The organism is Massilia sp. S19_KUP03_FR1 (genome assembly GCF_036688685.1).
Taxonomy (GTDB): Bacteria; Pseudomonadota; Gammaproteobacteria; order Burkholderiales; family Burkholderiaceae_D; genus JALYUM01.
Window position 1 is genome coordinate 267133 of sequence record NZ_JAQQPS010000002.1, and the last position, 17585, is coordinate 284717.

17 protein-coding genes are annotated in these 17585 nt (G+C 62.0%); 10 read left to right on the forward strand and 7 right to left on the reverse strand.

The genetic code is table 11. The features are described from left to right. Nucleotides 1–30 precede the first annotated feature (30 nt). From V6M87_RS02910 to V6M87_RS02920, 3 genes are read right to left on the reverse strand one after another with little or no spacing between them, the layout of a single operon-like run. Nucleotides 31–402, reverse strand: coding sequence for a 4-amino-4-deoxy-L-arabinose transferase (locus V6M87_RS02910; protein WP_332848225.1), 372 nt, complete (start codon nucleotides 400–402; stop codon nucleotides 31–33). Between the two features lie 15 nt (nucleotides 403–417). Further along, nucleotides 418–2085 (reverse strand): glycosyltransferase family 39 protein, encoded by a 1668-nt coding sequence (locus V6M87_RS02915; RefSeq protein WP_332848226.1) that lies wholly within the window; start codon nucleotides 2083–2085, stop codon nucleotides 418–420. Next, nucleotides 2082–2474: an Mth938-like domain-containing protein gene (locus V6M87_RS02920; protein WP_332848227.1), complete on the reverse strand. Its 393-nt coding sequence runs from the start codon at nucleotides 2472–2474 to the stop codon at nucleotides 2082–2084. The genes V6M87_RS02915 and V6M87_RS02920 overlap by 4 nt, the downstream gene beginning before the upstream one ends. 242 nt (nucleotides 2475–2716) lie before the next feature. Between V6M87_RS02920 and V6M87_RS02925 the strand changes: the two genes are divergently transcribed. Both V6M87_RS02925 and V6M87_RS02930 read left to right on the forward strand, forming a co-directional pair. Beyond that, a complete protein-coding gene (locus tag V6M87_RS02925; RefSeq protein WP_332848228.1) occupies nucleotides 2717–3946 on the forward strand; it encodes a pyridoxal phosphate-dependent aminotransferase in 1230 nt (409 codons plus the stop codon). A 17-nt stretch (nucleotides 3947–3963) separates the two neighbouring features. Next, nucleotides 3964–5286, forward strand: a complete 1323-nt coding sequence (locus tag V6M87_RS02930) for a homoserine dehydrogenase (RefSeq protein WP_332848229.1) — start codon at nucleotides 3964–3966, stop codon at nucleotides 5284–5286. Nucleotides 5287–5336: 50 nt separating this feature from the next. Here the strand turns inward: V6M87_RS02930 and V6M87_RS02935 are convergent, their stop codons facing one another. From V6M87_RS02935 to V6M87_RS02945, 3 genes are all read right to left on the reverse strand, one after another. Beyond that, nucleotides 5337–5582, reverse strand: a complete 246-nt coding sequence (locus V6M87_RS02935) for a hypothetical protein (RefSeq protein WP_332848230.1) — start codon at nucleotides 5580–5582, stop codon at nucleotides 5337–5339. 84 nt (nucleotides 5583–5666) lie between these two features. Beyond that, nucleotides 5667–7097 carry a sensor histidine kinase gene (locus tag V6M87_RS02940; protein ID WP_332848231.1) on the reverse strand — a complete coding sequence of 477 codons (1431 nt, stop codon included), beginning with the start codon at nucleotides 7095–7097 and terminating at the stop codon, nucleotides 5667–5669. 11 nt (nucleotides 7098–7108) lie between these two features. After that, on the reverse strand, nucleotides 7109–7801 hold the full coding sequence (locus V6M87_RS02945; protein ID WP_332848232.1) for a response regulator: 693 nt from the start codon (nucleotides 7799–7801) through the stop codon (nucleotides 7109–7111). Nucleotides 7802–7959: 158 nt separating this feature from the next. Here V6M87_RS02945 and V6M87_RS02950 point away from each other — a divergent pair, with 158 nt between their 5' ends. The 7 genes from V6M87_RS02950 to V6M87_RS02980 all read left to right on the forward strand — a co-directional run bounded on the left by V6M87_RS02950 (nucleotide 7960) and on the right by V6M87_RS02980 (nucleotide 16056). Continuing rightward, nucleotides 7960–9021: a porin gene (locus V6M87_RS02950; RefSeq protein ID WP_332848233.1), complete on the forward strand. Its 1062-nt coding sequence runs from the start codon at nucleotides 7960–7962 to the stop codon at nucleotides 9019–9021. Nucleotides 9022–9043: 22 nt separating this feature from the next. Next, nucleotides 9044–10000 (forward strand): Bug family tripartite tricarboxylate transporter substrate binding protein, encoded by a 957-nt coding sequence (locus tag V6M87_RS02955; RefSeq protein WP_332848324.1) that lies wholly within the window; start codon nucleotides 9044–9046, stop codon nucleotides 9998–10000. 27 nt (nucleotides 10001–10027) lie between these two features. Beyond that, nucleotides 10028–11110 (forward strand): ABC transporter substrate-binding protein, encoded by a 1083-nt coding sequence (locus tag V6M87_RS02960; protein ID WP_332848234.1) that lies wholly within the window; start codon nucleotides 10028–10030, stop codon nucleotides 11108–11110. A 177-nt stretch (nucleotides 11111–11287) separates the two neighbouring features. After that, nucleotides 11288–13054 carry an ABC transporter permease gene (locus V6M87_RS02965; protein WP_332848235.1) on the forward strand — a complete coding sequence of 589 codons (1767 nt, stop codon included), beginning with the start codon at nucleotides 11288–11290 and terminating at the stop codon, nucleotides 13052–13054. Nucleotides 13055–13085: 31 nt separating this feature from the next. After that, the gene (locus V6M87_RS02970; RefSeq protein WP_332848325.1) at nucleotides 13086–14147 is read left to right on the forward strand and encodes an ABC transporter ATP-binding protein; all 1062 of its coding nucleotides are present in this window, start codon (nucleotides 13086–13088) and stop codon (nucleotides 14145–14147) included. 10 nt (nucleotides 14148–14157) lie between these two features. Then, nucleotides 14158–15213, forward strand: a complete 1056-nt coding sequence (locus V6M87_RS02975) for an AbrB family transcriptional regulator (protein WP_332848236.1) — start codon at nucleotides 14158–14160, stop codon at nucleotides 15211–15213. A gap of 543 nt (nucleotides 15214–15756) precedes the next feature. After that, entirely contained in the window at nucleotides 15757–16056 is a 300-nt protein-coding gene (locus tag V6M87_RS02980; protein WP_332848237.1) for a hypothetical protein, read from the forward strand. Between the two features lie 8 nt (nucleotides 16057–16064). On the opposite strand, the gene V6M87_RS02985 is transcribed toward V6M87_RS02980, so the two are convergent. Then, the gene (locus tag V6M87_RS02985) at nucleotides 16065–16580 is read right to left on the reverse strand and encodes a hypothetical protein (RefSeq protein WP_332848238.1); all 516 of its coding nucleotides are present in this window, start codon (nucleotides 16578–16580) and stop codon (nucleotides 16065–16067) included. A 140-nt stretch (nucleotides 16581–16720) separates the two neighbouring features. Here V6M87_RS02985 and V6M87_RS02990 point away from each other — a divergent pair, with 140 nt between their 5' ends. Beyond that, a complete protein-coding gene (locus tag V6M87_RS02990; RefSeq protein WP_332848239.1) occupies nucleotides 16721–17077 on the forward strand; it encodes a winged helix-turn-helix domain-containing protein in 357 nt (118 codons plus the stop codon). Nucleotides 17078–17585 lie beyond the last annotated feature (508 nt).

Here is a 17585-nt window from a genome sequence, read left to right on the forward strand (position 1 = left end):
CTATCAGCGCCCATTTAACTGAATCTTAATTTATGTTCTCGCCAGCAAGATTACGCCGACGATGATGACGGCCAGTGCCAGCATGCGCTGCGGCGAAACGATCTCGCCGAGAAACATCCACGCGCCGATCGCGCTGATGACGTAACCGATCGACAGCATCGGATAGGCAATCGTGACGTCGGTGCGCGACAGGCTGATGATCCAGACAATCACCGACACGCCGTAGCAGCCCAGCCCGGCAATGATGGGCGGCTGGCTGAACACTTTGATGAACACCGCAAACCAGTTCTGCCAGTTCAGTGTAATTGTGCCGAGGCCGTTGGTGCCGGCCTTGAGCAGCAACTGAGCGCAGGCATTGAGGATCACGCCGGTCAGGATGAGGGCGAAGGTAACCAGGTTCATGAGGAAATCTGCACGTTAAAAGTTGGCGATCACGATGCGGCGCGCGTCGGCAGCGACGATACGCACCGGCACGCCATCTTTTTTGAGTTGCGCCACGATGTCGTCGCGCGTGATTGCGATATCGCGCACGCCGGCCGCGGCGTGGGCGCGCCACTGCACCACAAACGCGTCGACGGTGGGAATGGCGAGCGCCGGTTGCTGCTGCAGGCCGAACGAAAACTCGTCCAGGTAATCGACCAGCACCACTGGACGGCCGAGATAAAACGTCAGCGACTGCTCGTACAGGCCGACCGCATAGATGGTGCTCGTCGGCATGATTTCGGCGCGGATTGCAGGCACCATGCCCACCCCGGCCCTGGCCTGGCCGATCGGCTCGAAGCCGGCCAGGATCAGGTGCGTGGCGAAAAAGCCCCCGAGGGCCAGCGCGATCACGGCGCGGTCGCGCTGCAGCCGGCGATCGAACACCAGTGCGAGCACGCCGCCGGCCAGCGCGACGATCCCGGCCGCCAGCACCCACGGCTGGTATTGCTGATACAGCAGGTCTTCGCCGGCGCGTTTGGCCAGGCGCAGCATGAACGGGACGAAGCCCAGGAAGGCGGCGCCCAGCAAGACCAGCAGCGCCGCGTTGACACTGCGGCTGCGCCGGCTGGCGGTTTCAAGATAGTGCGCAATCATCAGCGCCACCGCAGGGAACACCGGCAGGATGTAGCCGGGCAGCTTGGAACTCGACTTGGTAAAGAACGCAATGATGAACACCACCCAGACCAGCAGTAGCAGTCCGGGACGGAACCGTTCCTGTGCGGCGCCGGGCGTGCGGCGCAGCGATTGCAGCAGGCTCTGCACCAGCACGCCCAGCCAGGGCACGCAGCCGGCCGCCAGCAGCGCCAGGAAGATCCACCACGCCGCTTCGCGTTTGTGCTCCTTGAGCAGGAAACGGTCGAAGTGTTCGTGGATGAAGAAAAAATGCGGCTGTTCCGGGTTCTGCAGGCCGACCAGCACGAACCACGGTGCGGCAATTGCGAAAAACAGCAGCAGGCCTTTGCCCAGGTGCAGGCGGGTCCAGATCTGCCAGTCGCGCGCTGCGAGCGTGTAAAACACCAGCACGCCACCTGGCAGGACCAGGCCGATCAGCCCTTTCGACAGCACCGCCAGCGCCATCCCCGCCCAGCACAGCAGCATCCAGTTGCGTTGCTCAGTGGGCGTGGCGCTGTCGCGCTGGGCCACCAGCAAGGCGCACAGGGCAATCGTCATCATGCCGGACAGGCCCATGTCGAGGGAATTGATCTGGCTGCAGGCGACCCAATAGAAGCTTGAGCCCAACACCAGCGCGGCGTACAGGCCGACGCGCGGGCCGTACACGCGGGCGCCGGCGTAACCGGTCAGCAGCACGCCGATGATGCCGCACAGGCCGGTCCACAGGCGCGCCTGCCAGTCGCCCACGCCGAACAGGGTGAATGACAAGGCATTCATCCAGGTTTGCAGCGGGGGTTTTTCGAAGTATTTGATGCCGTTCAGGCGCGTGGTGATCCAGTCGCCGCTGGCGAACATTTCGCGCGCCATTTCGGCGTAACGGCCTTCATCGGGCGGTACCAGCGTGCGCACGCCGAGCACGAACAGCGACACGACGATGAAACCGATCAGAAGACTGAGGAGGAGGACGCGGTTGCTGTGCGCGTCTTTCATGCAGCTGGCTCGTTGCGCTCGATAATCAGTGCCAGGGTCACTTTGCGCCCTTCGCCCATCAGGATGTTGTAGGTGCGGCAGGCCGCGTGGCTGTCCATGCATTCGACGCCGATGCGCAGGTTCATCAGGCTGGCCACCAGGCGCGGGTGCACGAAGCGCTGACGCTCGCCGGTACCGAGGATGACCAGGTCAGGGACGTCGAGGGCGATCTGTTCGAAGTGTGCCGCCGTGAGCTGGTCGAAGTGCGCCACCGGCCAGGCGCGCGGCGCTGTTTCGGGCAGCACGATCAGGCTGTAGTCGAAATGCTGAAGATTGATCTCGACGCCGGTGGCGTCGTAGCCGGTCACGGTCTGGTACTTCTGGTTCGGTTCAGTGGAGTGAAGCTTCATGGTTTTGTCGGCGCTGAGTGGGGCGGGCAGGACGAAATCGCGGGCCGCCAAAGGGATATATTGTAACGTCCAAGCATGAAAAATAAATTAAGAAATGGTGGTTAATCGCGTCGACAATTCAAACCTTTCCTACGGGCACCTCCTGTCTGGCGGGGGCGGTGTTGCTTAAATGCTCCGCATTCGGCAGAATGGGGGACTCTTTCTTGCACTGCAACATGGTGCCTCTCCGCCAAGGTGATCAATTGCGACCGATACTGAAATCCAACAAGCTCGACGACGTCCTGTATGAAATCCGTGGCCCGGCCATGGACCTGGCGCGCCAGATGGAGGAAGACGGTCAGAAGATCATCAAGTTGAATATCGGCAACCTGGCCGTGTTTGGCTTCGATGCACCGGACGAGATCGTGCAGGACATGATCCGGAATATGCACGGCGCGGCCGGCTACACCGATTCGAAGGGCATGTTCGCGCCGCGCCGCGCGGTGGTCCATTACACCCAGTCGAAACACATTCAGGGCGTGACGATCGACGACGTCTACCTGGGCAATGGCGCCTCCGAACTGATCGTGATGGCCATGCAGGGTTTGCTGAACAATGGCGACGAAGTGCTGGTGCCGGCGCCCGACTATCCGCTGTGGACCGCTGCGGTCAGCCTGGCCGGCGGCAAGCCGGTGCACTATATTTGCGATGAGCAGGCCGGCTGGTTTCCGGACATCGACGACATGCGTAAGAAAATCACGCCGAACACGCGCGCGCTGGTCGTCATCAACCCGAACAACCCCACCGGCGCGCTGTATCCGCGCGAAGTGCTGGAGGGCATCATCGAACTGGCGCGCCAGCACCAGCTGATCATCTACGCCGACGAAATTTACGACAAGACGTTATACGACATGGCCGAACATGTGTCGATGGCGTCGCTGGCCGACGACGTGCTGTTCGTCACCTTCAACGGCCTGTCGAAAAACTACCGCGCCTGCGGCTACCGCGCCGGCTGGATGGTGCTGTCGGGCGACAAGCGCCATGCCAAAGGTTATATCGAGGGCCTGAACATGCTGGCCTCGATGCGCCTGTGCGCCAATGCCCCGGGCCAGTTCGCGATCCAGACCGCGCTCGGCGGCTACCAGTCGATTAACGAACTGGTAGGGCCGGGCGGACGCCTGCTGCGCCAGCGTGACCTCGCTTACCAATTACTGACCGATATACCGGGCGTGACCTGCGTGAAGCCAAAAGCCGCGCTGTACATGTTCCCGAAGCTGGACCCGGCGATGTACCCGATTGCCGACGACCGCCAATTCATCTGCGAACTGCTGGCCGAGGAAAAAGTGTTGCTGGTGCAGGGCACCGGTTTCAACTGGATTGCCCCCGACCATTTCCGGCTGGTGTTCTTGCCCAATACGGACGACCTGACCGACGCCTGCGCGCGTATTGCGCGCTTCCTCGACGGTTACCGGCGCCGTCACGGTCGCGCCTAATCTTTTTTAGTCCAAATATGAATCCCATACAAGTAGGCCTGCTCGGCATCGGTACCGTCGGCGCCGGCACCTTTAACGTCCTCAAGCGCAATCAGCAGGAAATCCGTCGTCGCGCCGGTCGCGGCATCGAGATCGCCGTCGTCGGCGCGCGCAATGCTGCGCGCGCCCAGACCATCACGGAAGGGGCGTGCCGCATCGTCGACGACCTGTTTGCCGTGGTCGACGACCCGGCGGTGGAAATTGTCGTGGAACTGATCGGCGGCACCGACCTGGCACGCGAACTGGTGCTGCGCGCCATCGCCAACGGCAAGCACGTGGTGACCGCCAACAAGGCGCTGATCGCGCACCACGGCAATGAAATTTTCGCGGCAGCCCAGGCGGCCGGCGTGATGGTGGCGTTTGAAGCGGCCGTCGCCGGCGGCATCCCGATCATCAAGGCGCTGCGCGAAGGCCTGTCGGCCAACCGCATCGAATCGGTGGCCGGCATCATCAACGGCACCACCAATTTCATTTTGTCCGAGATGCGCGACAAGGGCCTCGATTTTGCCACCGCGCTGGCCCAGGCCCAGAAGCTCGGTTACGCCGAAGCCGACCCGACCTTCGACATCGAAGGCGTCGACGCCGCGCACAAATTGTCGATCATGGCGGCGATTGCGTTCGGCATCCCGATGCAGTTCGACAAAGCCCACGTGGAAGGCATCAGCAAGCTGGAAGCGAAGGATATTCGCTACGCCGAGCAGCTGGGCTACCGCATCAAGCTGCTGGGCATCACCCGGCGCACCGTGGCCGATGGCGTCGAAGGCATCGAGTTGCGCGTACACCCGACCCTGATTCCCGCCAGGCGCCTGATCGCCAACGTCGAAGGCGCGATGAATGCGGTGCTGGTGCAGGCCGATGCGGTCGGCGCCACGCTGTACTACGGTAAAGGTGCGGGCGCCGAGCCGACCGCTTCGGCCGTGATTGCCGACCTGGTCGACGTGACGCGCCTGGCCACGGCCGACCCGTACTCGCGCGTGCCGCACCTGGCGTTCCAGCCGAACCAGTTGACCGACGTGGCGATTTTGCCGATGTCCGAGATTTCAAGCTGCTACTACCTGCGCGTGTATGTCGTCGACCAGCTGGGCGTGATGGCCGATTTGACGCGCATCCTGGCCGACGCCGGCATTTCGATCGACGCCGTGCTGCAGAAGGAACCGGGGGAGGGCGAGACGCACACCGATATCATCATGCTGACGCACCAGACGCAGGAAAAGAAAATCGATGCGGCGATCCGGGAGATTGAAGATTTGCCGGCGGTGGTGGGGAGCTTGACCAGGATCCGGCTGGAGAATTTGAGCTGATTTTTGGTGTGCAGTATTGCGGCGCGGCGAGTACCACCGGCCCGTAAACGTCATCCCCGCGCAGGCGGGGACCCATAACCCGTAAAAAGCATACGCGATGACTGCTCATTGTTGCTATGGGTTCCCGCCTGCGCGGGAATGACGGTTTTTTGTGTGCTGCTTAGAGGTGGCGTCAATGGTCCGACCACTGCGTCGCGCTGCGCCAGCTCCGCCGTTGTCAACCTGACCAGCGCGCGCTCGATCTCGTCGAGCAGGTCCATCTCTTCATGCGCAGTGAGTGGGATCGGTGCAGTCATGGGCCGATTTTACGCGCATGCCGCATTTGACAACAATCCCCGCGCCGCCCTGCGCATTTGAGGGAGCGCAACGTTCACGCCCCTTCAGGCCGCGTGGACAAACGGAAACACCACCCGCACCGTCAGGCCCGTGCCGCCGAGCCCCGCATCAAGCGTGATGCTGGCCCCGTGCACCGCCACGATATCGCGCACGATCGTCAGCCCCAGCCCGGTGCCGGACGGATTCTCCTCCATCGTCGCTGCGGCGCGGTAAAACGGCGTGAATACCTTGTCGTGCTCCGCCGCCGCAATGCCGGGGCCGCTGTCCTGCACCTCCAGCATCACGCCGGTTTCGCGCTCGCGCACCCGCAGCAGCACCACGCCACCAGCCGGCGTGTAGCGGATCGCGTTGTCGACCAGGTTCGCCACCAGCTCGTGCAGCATCAAGGCCTGGCCGCGCACCTTGACGTCGTCGGGCGCCTCCAGCGCCAGGTCGATGCGCTTTTCCACCGCCGGCAGCGCCAGTTCCAGCGCCACCTCGCGCACCAGGTCGGGCAAGGACAGCGCGGCAAACGCGGCCGCGTCACTGCCATGCTCGATACGCGCCAGCGACAGCAGGCGGTTGGCCAGGTGCACGGTCGAATCGGTGGTGCGCGCAATCGATTCCACGATAGCGCGCATCGCGGCCGGATCGTTGGCGCGAAGGGCCAGCTCGGCCTGGGTTTTCAGCACTGTCAGCGGCGTGCGCAGCTGGTGCGAGGCGTCAGCAATGAACCTGCGCTGGCTGGCGATCAGGTTTTGCATGCGCGCCATCGTGCCATTCATGGCGCGCACCAGCGGGCGCACCTCGCGGTGCACCAGCGTCTGGTCGATCTCCGACAAATCGTGCACCGAGCGCTCGTCCACCACGGTCTTCAAATGCATCAGCGGGCGCAACACCAGTTTCACGGAAATCCAGACCAGGAACACCACCGCCAGCACCAGCATGGCCTGGCGCGACAGGGTGCTGATCAAAATGCTGCGCGACAGGCCACGGCGGGCGTCCAGCGTTTCGCCCACCTGGATCAGCGCGATACCGCGCATCGAGTCGTCATACACCGGCTGCAGCAGCGCGGCGATGCGGACTGGTTCGCCGTTGTAGTCGGCGTGATAGAAGCGCACCAACGCAGGGTAGGCTTCCGAGCGCTTGACAGACTTCGGTACCGGCGGCAGGTCGTCGAAGCCGGAGATGGTCTCGCCATTGAGTCCGCTGACCTTGTAAAAGATGCGGCCCAGCGTATCGGTCTCGAAGCTGTCGAGCGCAACGTAAGGCACGTCGACCACCACGTGGCCATCCCGGATCGAGACGCGCTCGGCCAGCGCGCGCGTGGAGGCCAGCAGCGAGCGGTCGTAGGCCACGTCGGCGGCATCGAGCGCGTCGCGGTATAGCGAGACGGCGTTGATGGCGACCAGCGCCACCAGCGGCCCGATCAGCCAGCGCAGCAACTGGTTGCGCAGGCTGCCCAGCGGCCAGCGTCCGAATGCGCGCAAGCTCATCTCAGCTCATCTCATGCGGCCGGACGCGGCTGCAGCAGGTAGCCGATGCCGCGCAGGGTGGTGATCGCGGCGCCGTTCTCCTGCACCCGCTCGAGCTTTTTGCGCACCCTGTGAATGTACAGCTCGATGGCGTCGAGGTTGGCGTCGTCGTCCAGCGCGAACACTTCGGCAAACAGCTTTTCCTTTGATACCGGCCGCCCCTGGCGCCCGATCAGCGCCTCGAGTACCGCATGTTCGCGCGGCGTGAGCGCCAGCGGGGCGTCACCGTAACGGAACATGCGCGTGACGGTGTCGAAGCTGAGCGCGCCGCACTGGTGTACCAGCGCTTCGTTGCCGGAACTGCGGCGCAGCAACGCTTTGACGCGCGCTTCCAGTTCGGCCAGCTCGAACGGCTTGGCCATGTAGTCGTCGGCGCCCAGATTCAGGCCCTGCACGCGCTCTTCCAGGCCGCCGCGCGCCGTCAAAATCAGCACCGGCGTCCTGGCGCGCGCGCCGCCGCGGGCGCGCAGGCGGCGCAACACTTCCAGCCCGTCCATGCGCGGCAGGGTCAGGTCGAGGATGACGAGGGCGTAATCCTGGGTGTGGAGCAGGGCATCGGCATCGGCGCCGGTGGCCGCACACTCGACAGTCAGGTTGGCGTCGCGCAGCGCCTTGGCCAGCCAGTGCGACAGTTCGACATGGTCTTCAACTAACAGGATTCTCATGTGGCGCAGTGTAAGCGCAAAGTTGCACATCAAGCCAGCCGACGTCATCAAAAATTCTTGCACCGTCTGAAAGCAAAATGAAAGGCACGCACTCCTATAGTGCAATCTGATTGACGCATTTCATAAGCGGCAACGAAAACAATCCTCTCGGAGACAGCATGAAACATTCCACACTGGCGTTTGCCCTGGCCGCCGCATTTCTTTCCTCTTCCGCAATCGCCCAATCGAACGTCCAGGTGTATGGCCTGATCGACGCCGGCGTCGAGTACGTGAACCATGCCAGCGCCAACGGCGACAGCCTGACCCGTGTCGTTTCCGGCGGCAAGAACACCTCGCGCTGGGGTTTTCGTGGCACCGAAGACCTGGGCGGTGGCCTGAAAGCGGTCTGGAACCTGGAAGGCGGCATCCTGATGGACACCGGCGCCATCGACGGCCAGCTGTTCCGGCGCCAGGCCTATGTCGGCCTGGAAGGCGGCTTCGGCCGTGTCGTCATCGGCCGTTCGTTCACCACCGTGTACGATTTCGTCATCAAATACGACCCGCTCGGCTTTGCACCGAACTACTCGTGGGCCACCACGGCCAGCGCCACCGGCCCGTCGAAATACGGCATGACGACCGGTTTCGACAACCTCGTCAAATATGCCGGCAGCAGCGGCGGCTTCACCTACGGCGCCACGGTTGCCATGGGTGAGGTGGCAGGCAACAGCAACGACGGCCGCAAATATGCCGCCGCCGGCGCCTACAACACCGGTGGCCTGGGCCTGATGCTGGCCTGGGAGCAGATCAATGGCACCACGGTCGTTGCCACCGGCAACCGCGACAAAACCACGGCCTTCCACGCCGCGGCCGACTACAAGTTCGACGACTGGCGCTTCCAGGCCGGCATGCGCGGCTACAAACTGCGCGCCGGCCGCGCGAATGCCGCCGAACTGCAGGGCGATACCTACTGGGGTGGCATCACCTACCTGGTCAAGCCGGCCATCACCCTGACCGCTGCCGTGTACCACGTCAACACGAAAAACCTCGCCAGTGCGGTCGACGCCGATCCGACGCTGTACGTCCTGCGCGGCATGTACGCACTGTCGAAACGCACCGACCTGTACCTGACCGGCGGCTACGCCAAGGCCGACCACAACCAGCTCGTTGGCCTGTCGCGCGACGACCCGGGCTTCCGCAGCACCCAGGCCGGCATCACGGCAGGAATGCAGCACCGGTTCTAAGCACGCGACTATCATGGCTGCCATGACACCGCCCCGCACCCTGCTGGCCTTCGCGCTGGCCACGAGCTTCACCCTGGCGCACGCCAGCGGTGTTTGCCTGATTCCGTCGAAACCGGGCGGGGCGATGGACATGGCTTGCAAGCTGGTGCAGACCGGCCTGAAGGATGCGCCGGGTGCGCCGCCTTTGACGCTGGCGTACCTGCCGGGCGGCATTGGCGCGGTGGCCTGGCACACCATGGTGTCGCAGCGCCGCGCCGAGCCGGACACGCTGGTGACGTTCTCCGGTGGCTCCTTGCTGAACCTGGCCCAGGGCAAGTTCGGCAAGGCGACGCCAGCCGACGTGCGCTGGGTGGCGGCATTGGGCGCCGACTACGGCATGATCGCCGTGCGCGCCGATTCGCCGTATAAAACGCTGGCCGATCTGCTCAAAGCCCTGAAGCGCGACCCGTCAGGCGTGCTGATTGGCGTGTCCGGTACGGTCGGCAGCCAGGACTGGCTGAAAATGGCGCTGGTCGCGCGCCATGCCGGCATCGACCCGAAAGCGCTGCGCTTCGTGGCGTTAGAGGGCGGCGGCGAATCGTTCACGGCGATGCACGCAAACTATGTGCAGGTGGTCTCGGGCGATGTGTCCGAAGCCCACATCTACGCAGGGCCGGGCAAGGTGCGGGTGCTGGCAGTGCTGGCCGAACAGCGATTGCCAGGCAAGCTGGCCACTGTCCCGACCGCGCGCGAGCAGGGCATCGACGTGGTCTGGCCGCTGATTCGCGGCGTCTGGATGGGGCCGGGCGTAGCGGACGCCGACTACCAGCGCTGGGTGGCTGCCTTTGCCCGCATGGAAGCGACGCCGGAATATGCGCGGCTGCGCGCAGAAGCAGGGATGTATCCGTTTTCCATGACTGGTGCGGCCTTGACTGCCTACGTCAATCAGGCCGTGGCCGACTACAAGAAGCAGGCGCAGCAGTTTAATTTGCTGCGTTAATAACAACGATTATTCAGGAGACACACTATGAAAACCATTATCGCCGCCGCAGTCTTTGCCGCCACCAGCAGCATGGCCTTCGCCCAGCTGCCACCCGGCTATCCGGCCACCTACCAAAAGATCGTCGACGGGGCTAAAAAAGAGGGCAAGCTGGTCATCTACGGCGCCACCGACAGCAAGGCCACGCAGCCGCTGATCAACGATTTCAAGGCGCTGTATCCAGGCATCTCGGTCGAGTACAACGACATGAATTCGACCGAAGTGTATAACCGCTTCATCTCCGAACAGGCGGCCGGCGGCGCCACCGCCGACGCGGTCTGGTCGTCGGCCATGGACCTGCAACTGAAACTGGTGCAGGACGGTTTCGGCCTGGCCTACAAATCGGTGGAAGCGTCGAAAATCCCGGGCTGGGCCATCTACAACGACACCGCCTACGGCACCACGTTCGAGCCGGCCGCCATCGTCTACAACAAGCGCCTGGTGACCGCCGCCGAAGTGCCGCGCACGCACGCCGAATTCGCCAAACTGATCGCCACGCCGAAGTTCAAGGACAAGGTCACCACCTACGACATCGAAAAATCCGGCATCGGCTTCATGTTCATGACGCAGGATGCGATCGACTATCCGGAATTCGCCGCGCTGGCGCAGGCCTTCGGCACGGCCAAGGTGCGCGTGCAGTCGTCCACCGGCACCATGCTCGAACGTATCTCGTCGGGCGAAAACCTGATTGGCTACAATGTTCTCGGATCGTATGCGCTGGTGCGCGCCAAGACCGACCCGTCGCTGGGCGTGGTGCTGCCGAAGGATTACACGCTGATCATGTCGCGCGTGCTGTTCATCAACAAGGGCGCAAAAAGCCCGAACGCGGCCAAGCTGTGGCTCGACTACATGCTGTCGCAGCGCGGCCAGACGGTGGTTGCCAACGGCTCCAAGCTGTATGCGATCCGTGCCGACGTGAAGGGTGAAACCACGGCGACCGACCTGATCGCCGAGATCGGCGAGAAGAACATCCGGCCGATTGCGGTGGGGGCGTCCACGGTGGCCTACCTGGCACCGGCCAAGCGCATGGCTTTCCTGAAGCAGTGGAAAGAAACCGGCGGGAAGAAGTAAGCAGTCATTACTACCACCGCCCGAAGCACGTCATCCCCGCGAAGGCGGGGACCCATAACACGTCAACTGCATACCTAATGTTTGCTCATAGGTGCTATCGGACCCCGCCTGCGCGGGGGTGACGGTTTTTAAGTGCAGCGGCAACATCACGTTCTAAAACTCTCACCGGAACCGCCCATGACAACCTTCTCCTTGCCACGTGCCCGCCTGAACTGGCCGCGCGGGCTGGTCGTCACCTTGACCTGCCTGGCCGTGTTCGTGCCACTGCTGCTGATTTTTTACCAGAGCTTCCTGTCGGCCCCGTTCTTCATGCCCGACAAGACCCTCAGCTTCGATTCCTTCCGCTTCATTTTCGATGACCCGGATTTCTGGTCCGCCTTTAAAAACGGCATGATCCTCGCCTCGGGCCTGGCGCTCATCGCCGTCCCGCTGGGCGGCATGCTGGCCTTCCTGATGATCCGCACCGACCTGCCTGGCCGCAGCTGGATCGCGCCGCTGCTGCTGGTGCCGATTTTTGTCTCGCCGATGGTGATGGGCTTCGGCTACGTCGTCTCGATGGGCCCGGTCGGCTTTTACTCCATCTGGGCCAAGCAGCTGCTCGGCTTCATTCCGTGGAATATCTATTCGTTCACCAGCATCGTCGTCATCGCCGGTTTGACGCACGTGCCGCACGTCTACCTGTACGCCTCGTCGGCCTTGAAAAGCCTCGGTTCCGACGTCGAGGAAGCCGCGCGCGTGGCCGGTGCTTCGCCGCTGCAGGTGATGATGAATGTGTCGCTGCCGATGATCATGCCGGCGCTGGCGTATGCCGGCGTGCTGGTGTTTTTCCTCGGCTTCGAGGTGTTCGGCCTGGTGCTGGTGCTGGGCGACCCGGAAGGCCACCTTGTGCTGGCAACTTACCTGTACAAGCTGACCAATAAACTCGGCACGCCGTCGTATCACCTGATGGCCGCAGTGGCCGTCTGCCTGGTGATGGTGACCATGCCGCTGGTGATGATGCAGCGCTGGCTGCTGAAATCGGCCAACAAATACGTGTCGATCAAGGGCAAGGGCGCGCGCCAGAAGGTCATGCCGCTGGGTAAATGGAAATGGGTGGCGTTTGCCGTGCTGTTCGGCTGGCTGGTGTTTACCATCGTGCTGCCGCTGACCGGCATCGTGCTGCGCAGTTTCGTGCAGTACTGGGGCGAGGGCGTGAACCTGGCTGACGTGCTCACCCTGCAGCATTTCCGCGATATCGCTGAGCAGCCGTCGCTGGTGCGCGGTATTTTGAACACGGTGCTGATCGGCGTCGTCGGCGGCGCGCTGGCGGTGGTCTGCTATACCGCCATCGCGCTGGCCATGCATCGCAAGAATGACGGCATCACGCGACTGCTCGATTATTCGGTACTGGTGCCGCGTGCCGTGCCGGGCCTGCTGGCCGGCCTGTCGTTCCTGTGGGTGTTTTTGTTCGTGCCGAGCTGGCTCGACGGTTTCCTGAAAATGAGCGACAGCGGCATCGCGCTGTGGCTGAGCGAACATATCATTCCCGCGCTGCGCGAAGTGCGTTCGACCATCTTCGCGCTGTGGCTGGCCTATTCGGTGGTGTGGCTGGCCTACGGCATGCGCCTCATTTCCACCGCCTTGCTGCAGGTGGGGCCGGAGCTGGAAGAAGCGGCGCGGGCGGTGGGCGCCTCGCGCGGCCAGGTCACGCGCGACGTCACCATACCGCTCATCAAATACGGCATGCTGGGCGCCTGGCTGATGGTGTTCCTCATTTTTGAGCGCGAATATTCGACCGGCGTGTACCTGCTCTCGCCCGGCACCGAAGTGATCGGCGCCATGCTGGTGTCGCTGTGGGCCGGCGGCTCGACCGACCTGGTGGCGGCGCTGTCGTTCATCAACATCACGCTGGTGGCCATCGGCCTTGGCATTGCGCTGCGCTTCGGCGTGAAGTTACATAATTAAAAAGGGGACACCCATGAAACAGGACCTGAACATGAACGAACTGAGCGTCAACGAACTGCACCTCGACTACGGCACCGGCGCCTCCGCCAATCCCATTTTGAAGGGCGTCTCGATGCACCTGCAAAAGGGCGAAGTGGTCGCGCTGCTCGGCCCTTCCGGTTCCGGTAAGACCACGCTGCTGCGCGCCGTGGCCGGCCTGGAAAGTCCGAAAGCGGGCACCATCCACATCGGCACGCGCCAGGTATTCGACGGCGCGGCGAAACTGGACATGCCGGCCGAAGCGCGCAATTTAGGGCTGGTCTTTCAATCTTATGCGCTGTGGCCGCATAAAACCGTGTTCGACAACGTCGCCTACGGCCTCACCTTGCGCAAGATGGGCAAGAGCGAGATCGCGTCGAAGGTCAACGATGTACTCAAACAGCTGGGCCTGGGTCAGCTGGGCGAACGTTTCCCGCACCAGCTCTCCGGCGGCCAGCAGCAGCGCGTGGCAATTGCCCGCGCGCTGGTCTACAACCCGCCCGTGATCCTGCTCGATGAGCCGCTGTCGAACCTGGACGCCAAGCTGCGCGAAGAAGCGCGCGCCTTCCTGCGCGAGCTGATCGTGCGCCTCGGTTTGTCGGCGCTGATGGTGACACACGACCAGGCCGAAGCGATGGCCATTTCCGACCGCATCCTGTTACTCAACAACGGCAAGATCGAACAGCAGGGCAGTCCGCAAAGCATGTACGAAACGCCGGACACCTTGTTTACGGCCGAGTTCATGGGCAGCAACAACCGCGTGCCGGCAACCGTGGTCAGCCGCAATGGCAACGCGGTGACCTTGACCAGCGATGGCACGACCTTGCTGGGCACCGCGCGCGGCGCCGGCCTGGCCGACCCGGTCGCGCTGATCCGCGTCGAGGAAGTGCGCGTCAGCGCCGAGCGGGTCGAGAACGCGATCGAATTGCCGCTGCTCACCTGCATGTACCTGGGCGACCGATGGGAGTGCCTGTTCACGCAGGGCGACACGAGCTTGCGCGCCTATTCGAAGTTCAAACTGGCGCCCGGCAGTTACTGGCTGCAGATGCCGCGCGAAAAACTCTGGGTGTTTTAAGCGCAGTCTGATGCTGCGCCAGTTCGTCCCCGCGCTGGCGCTGGCGTACTGCGCGGCGCAGTTATGCATCTGGTTTGATACGCCCCTGCCCTGGATGATCGGCCCCCTGTTCGCCACGGCCGCCGCCTGCATGCTGGGCGCGCCCTTGCGCGCACCCGTGCAGGCGCGCGAAGCGGGGCAGTGGGCCATCGGTACCACGCTGGGCCTGTATTTCACGCCGCCCGTGCTGGCGGTGCTGGCGACGTACTTTGGCTGGATCGCGCTGGCGGTGCTGTTTGCGCTGGCCTCCGGCTGGATCGGTGGTATCGCCTTGCAGCGCCTCGCCAAGGTCGACCGCGCTACCGCGTTCTTTGCCATGGCGGTCGGCAGCGCTGCCGAGATGGCCGTGCAGGCCGAACGCCACGGCGCCCGGGTCGACCGGGTCGCCGCCGCCCACAGCCTGCGCATCATGCTAGTGGTCGGCACCATCCCGTTTGCCTTGCGGGCGTGGAGCGAACATGGACTGGCGCGCGGGCTGGATCTGTTCGCACCAAGCGTGACCACCGTCGACATCCCCGGCCTGGTATTGCTCATCGCCCTGACCGGGTCCTTCGCGCTGCTGCTCAAACGCCTGCGCGTACCCAACGCATGGGTGATCGGTGCGTTGCTGATGGCCATGGCCTTGAGCGCCGCTGGCATCCACCTGTCGCGCGTGCCCGAATGGATGGTGCGCACCGGCCAGTTGTTGATCGGTGTCTCGCTCGGCACCAGGTTCACGCCCGATTTCGCCCGCACCGCGCCGCGCTACCTCGCCAGCGTGGCCGCCTGCGCGGTGGCCATGCTGGGCTTGTGCGCCGGCTTCGGCATGGCCGTGGCGGCGCTGGCGGGGGTGCACACCGGGACCATGATCCTGGCGACTTCGCCCGGTGGCATCGCCGAAATGGCCTTGACGGCGCGCGTGCTGCATCTTGGCGTGCCGATCGTCACCGCCTTCCACGTGGCGCGCATGCTGGTGGTGGTATTGACGATCGGCCCGCTATACCGCTGGACGACGCGCCTGCGACCTGCGCCACGCCGACCTGAGTGACGCGCTGATCGCCGCGGCCACACCGCCAATCAGCGATGTGAACGACGCGATGCATTGCGCCGCTGTCCACTTGATGTGATTTTTTAAACTAATAGTTGCCTATTGGCCATAATTTAACTAAACTGATCTAAAAATTAGAGCGATGCAATATTTGTGGCGAAAGTATATGTAAACACGGTCAAGGGCGAGTCGATGACGTTACCTATGTCTGGAATCGACGCAGGCGTGCGTGCAGTGCTGGTCGCTTGTGGCACCGACCATGACCGTATCGCTGTGAAAAGACAAAACGTCCGTCGGCTCGCCCGTTACGTGAACCTGGCTGTTACTTGTAACGGCAGCAGAACGGCGACATGATGCTATTCACATCGCAAGCAATTCCACGAGGACGCGAAACAACGCCATCCGGAGCGCTGGACCGCAACTGCGCGGGGATTGGGACTTGAACGATGAAGTCTGGTTGAATCCGGAACGGGAGCCGCCAGAGAAATCAAGAAAAGCGGCATGACTTGACGCGACATCTCTGTTGATAACTACCGAATAAAAATGGTCGATATTCACTATATTCAGAATGAAAATCTTATTTCCGCGAGATTTAAGGGAATCAAGATCGAGGAGGTCGAAAAATGGTGCGCCGAGCTGAGGGAATTAGTTGGCTCCTTGTCTGGGGAGAGCACGCTGAGCAAATTGTACTTGCCCCTGATCGAGAAGCTTGAAGACCGGATCATAGCGGTCCTTATTCATGTCTGGCCAGTTCCCAAGGATCCGGTCGTCATGATGCTGCTTGAAGTGGCGTCAGGTGCTATCCATCAGGCCAGGCAGAGCATGAGCAGCCAAATGGCATGACTGGTCTGCTAAGGACGGCGAGGAATCCGGGACAGGAGGAATTTTGCTGTGTACAGCACAATCAACGAACCGCTGAAGTCACCAATCGCCATGACGATAAAACTTTCAGCCAAATGAGGCTTGTGTTCGTAGATGGCAAACCACAGGTGATGCAGCAGTGGACTCGCCACTGAGAATGCGCCAGCGCATTGGAGCAGTCTCAATGGCGTTAAATTTTTCAGGTTTTCATGCAGTCCGGTGTATTTTTTTGCGACCAGATAGACAATATAGGGCGCGGCACTGCCAAGTATCCCGCCAGCGAACGAGCGAACGGGATCGTTGGGAAAAAAATAGAGAAAGCAAATCAGCCACGAAACCAGCATCAAACCGATTGCTCCGCTCTCCGCAAACAAAAGCGTGCAAAGAAGTCGAATACCGGCAGGCAGGTAAATCCAGTTAATGCCGGCGGAAAACTCCAATTTCGTGAAGAGCACTTCGTTGATGACCAGTGTGATAATAAACATGATCATGGTCGCTGCAACCATGGATAGTTTCAGCCTTAGTTGGCGCATGTCCGGCCTTGAAATGATGTAGAATGATTTTAACTTTTGTAGCGGACTACATCAAAGTTGCAACAGCTTAACGTCTATCCATCTACATTTGCAATCAACCATCTTGTTATGGCATGAAAAACACCCGTCCCGCTGACATCTACTTGCGTTTCTTGCAACTTGCGGAGGTTTTGCGGGGACTGCCATCTTTGCCCCCATTGGATCCCCTGGAAGAACGCATTCTTGCCCTCGTCGCCAGGGCGGGGCATGACCGGGATCGCTTGTCTGTGCGCGACATGATGGGACAAGGCGAGCTTGGCGCGCCCGCCACCATCCATACCCGACTTAAATCCATGAGAGAGAAGGGGTGGATCCTGCTTTCGGACACCGAGGATACGCGGCGCAAACAAGTCGAGCTGACGCAGGCAGCGCTTGTTCACTTCGACAAGTTGTCGAACTGCATACTCAAGGCGGCTGAAGGCAGCACATAGCATCGTCGCTATCAACCAACAGCGACACCGCTTTGGTACTCATCCCAGCCATCCCAGCCTCCCGCGCGTCCGCTTACTTCATCCCGTCAGCGCAATTCTTCTTGTTCATGTCTGCTCCAGTCGTTGACTAAAAATGGTCGCCGCCCGGTCGTCCATCACGCGCATGCGCGAGCAGCTTGGTAAGGTACTTTTGTTACGTGGCAGGAAAATATACCTACTGCCTTCGTGTGCCTGAGTGGAAGATTTTTGATCAGCGCGATTTTCAAGTGAGCGCATCTTTCGTGAAGTATGTAGTTTTAATACCTTTTCACTTTTGCCACTGTACGAGAGCATCCTGAACGACCGTTTCCGCGCACCGTGCGCAGCGGGCAGACGGCGCATCCCACCCATTTGAAGCGCTTTTCATTTCGTGGTCGGTGTACTATCATTCAACCGCGCAAACGTTTGCGCGCTGGTTTCTATCCCACGTAAATACCCGACAAGCACCCTCAGACGTGCTTGCATTCTC

What these genes read in the sequence shown, in the direction of transcription:
- V6M87_RS02910 (WP_332848225.1), bottom strand. Translation starts at nt 402, where the DNA reads ATGAACCTGGTTACCTTCGCCCTCATCCTGACCGGCGTGATCCTCAAT.
- V6M87_RS02915 (WP_332848226.1), bottom strand. Translation starts at nt 2,085, where the DNA reads ATGAAAGACGCGCACAGCAACCGCGTCCTCCTCCTCAGTCTTCTGATC.
- V6M87_RS02920 (WP_332848227.1), bottom strand. Translation starts at nt 2,474, where the DNA reads ATGAAGCTTCACTCCACTGAACCGAACCAGAAGTACCAGACCGTGACC.
- V6M87_RS02930 (WP_332848229.1), top strand. Translation starts at nt 3,964, where the DNA reads ATGAATCCCATACAAGTAGGCCTGCTCGGCATCGGTACCGTCGGCGCC.
- V6M87_RS02935 (WP_332848230.1), bottom strand. Translation starts at nt 5,582, where the DNA reads ATGACTGCACCGATCCCACTCACTGCGCATGAAGAGATGGACCTGCTC.
- V6M87_RS02940 (WP_332848231.1), bottom strand. Translation starts at nt 7,097, where the DNA reads ATGAGCTTGCGCGCATTCGGACGCTGGCCGCTGGGCAGCCTGCGCAAC.
- V6M87_RS02945 (WP_332848232.1), bottom strand. Translation starts at nt 7,801, where the DNA reads ATGAGAATCCTGTTAGTTGAAGACCATGTCGAACTGTCGCACTGGCTG.
- V6M87_RS02950 (WP_332848233.1), top strand. Translation starts at nt 7,960, where the DNA reads ATGAAACATTCCACACTGGCGTTTGCCCTGGCCGCCGCATTTCTTTCC.
- V6M87_RS02955 (WP_332848324.1), top strand. Translation starts at nt 9,044, where the DNA reads ATGACACCGCCCCGCACCCTGCTGGCCTTCGCGCTGGCCACGAGCTTC.
- V6M87_RS02960 (WP_332848234.1), top strand. Translation starts at nt 10,028, where the DNA reads ATGAAAACCATTATCGCCGCCGCAGTCTTTGCCGCCACCAGCAGCATG.
- V6M87_RS02965 (WP_332848235.1), top strand. Translation starts at nt 11,288, where the DNA reads ATGACAACCTTCTCCTTGCCACGTGCCCGCCTGAACTGGCCGCGCGGG.
- V6M87_RS02970 (WP_332848325.1), top strand. Translation starts at nt 13,086, where the DNA reads ATGAACGAACTGAGCGTCAACGAACTGCACCTCGACTACGGCACCGGC.
- V6M87_RS02975 (WP_332848236.1), top strand. Translation starts at nt 14,158, where the DNA reads ATGCTGCGCCAGTTCGTCCCCGCGCTGGCGCTGGCGTACTGCGCGGCG.
- V6M87_RS02980 (WP_332848237.1), top strand. Translation starts at nt 15,757, where the DNA reads ATGGTCGATATTCACTATATTCAGAATGAAAATCTTATTTCCGCGAGA.
- V6M87_RS02985 (WP_332848238.1), bottom strand. Translation starts at nt 16,580, where the DNA reads ATGGTTGCAGCGACCATGATCATGTTTATTATCACACTGGTCATCAAC.
- V6M87_RS02990 (WP_332848239.1), top strand. Translation starts at nt 16,721, where the DNA reads ATGAAAAACACCCGTCCCGCTGACATCTACTTGCGTTTCTTGCAACTT.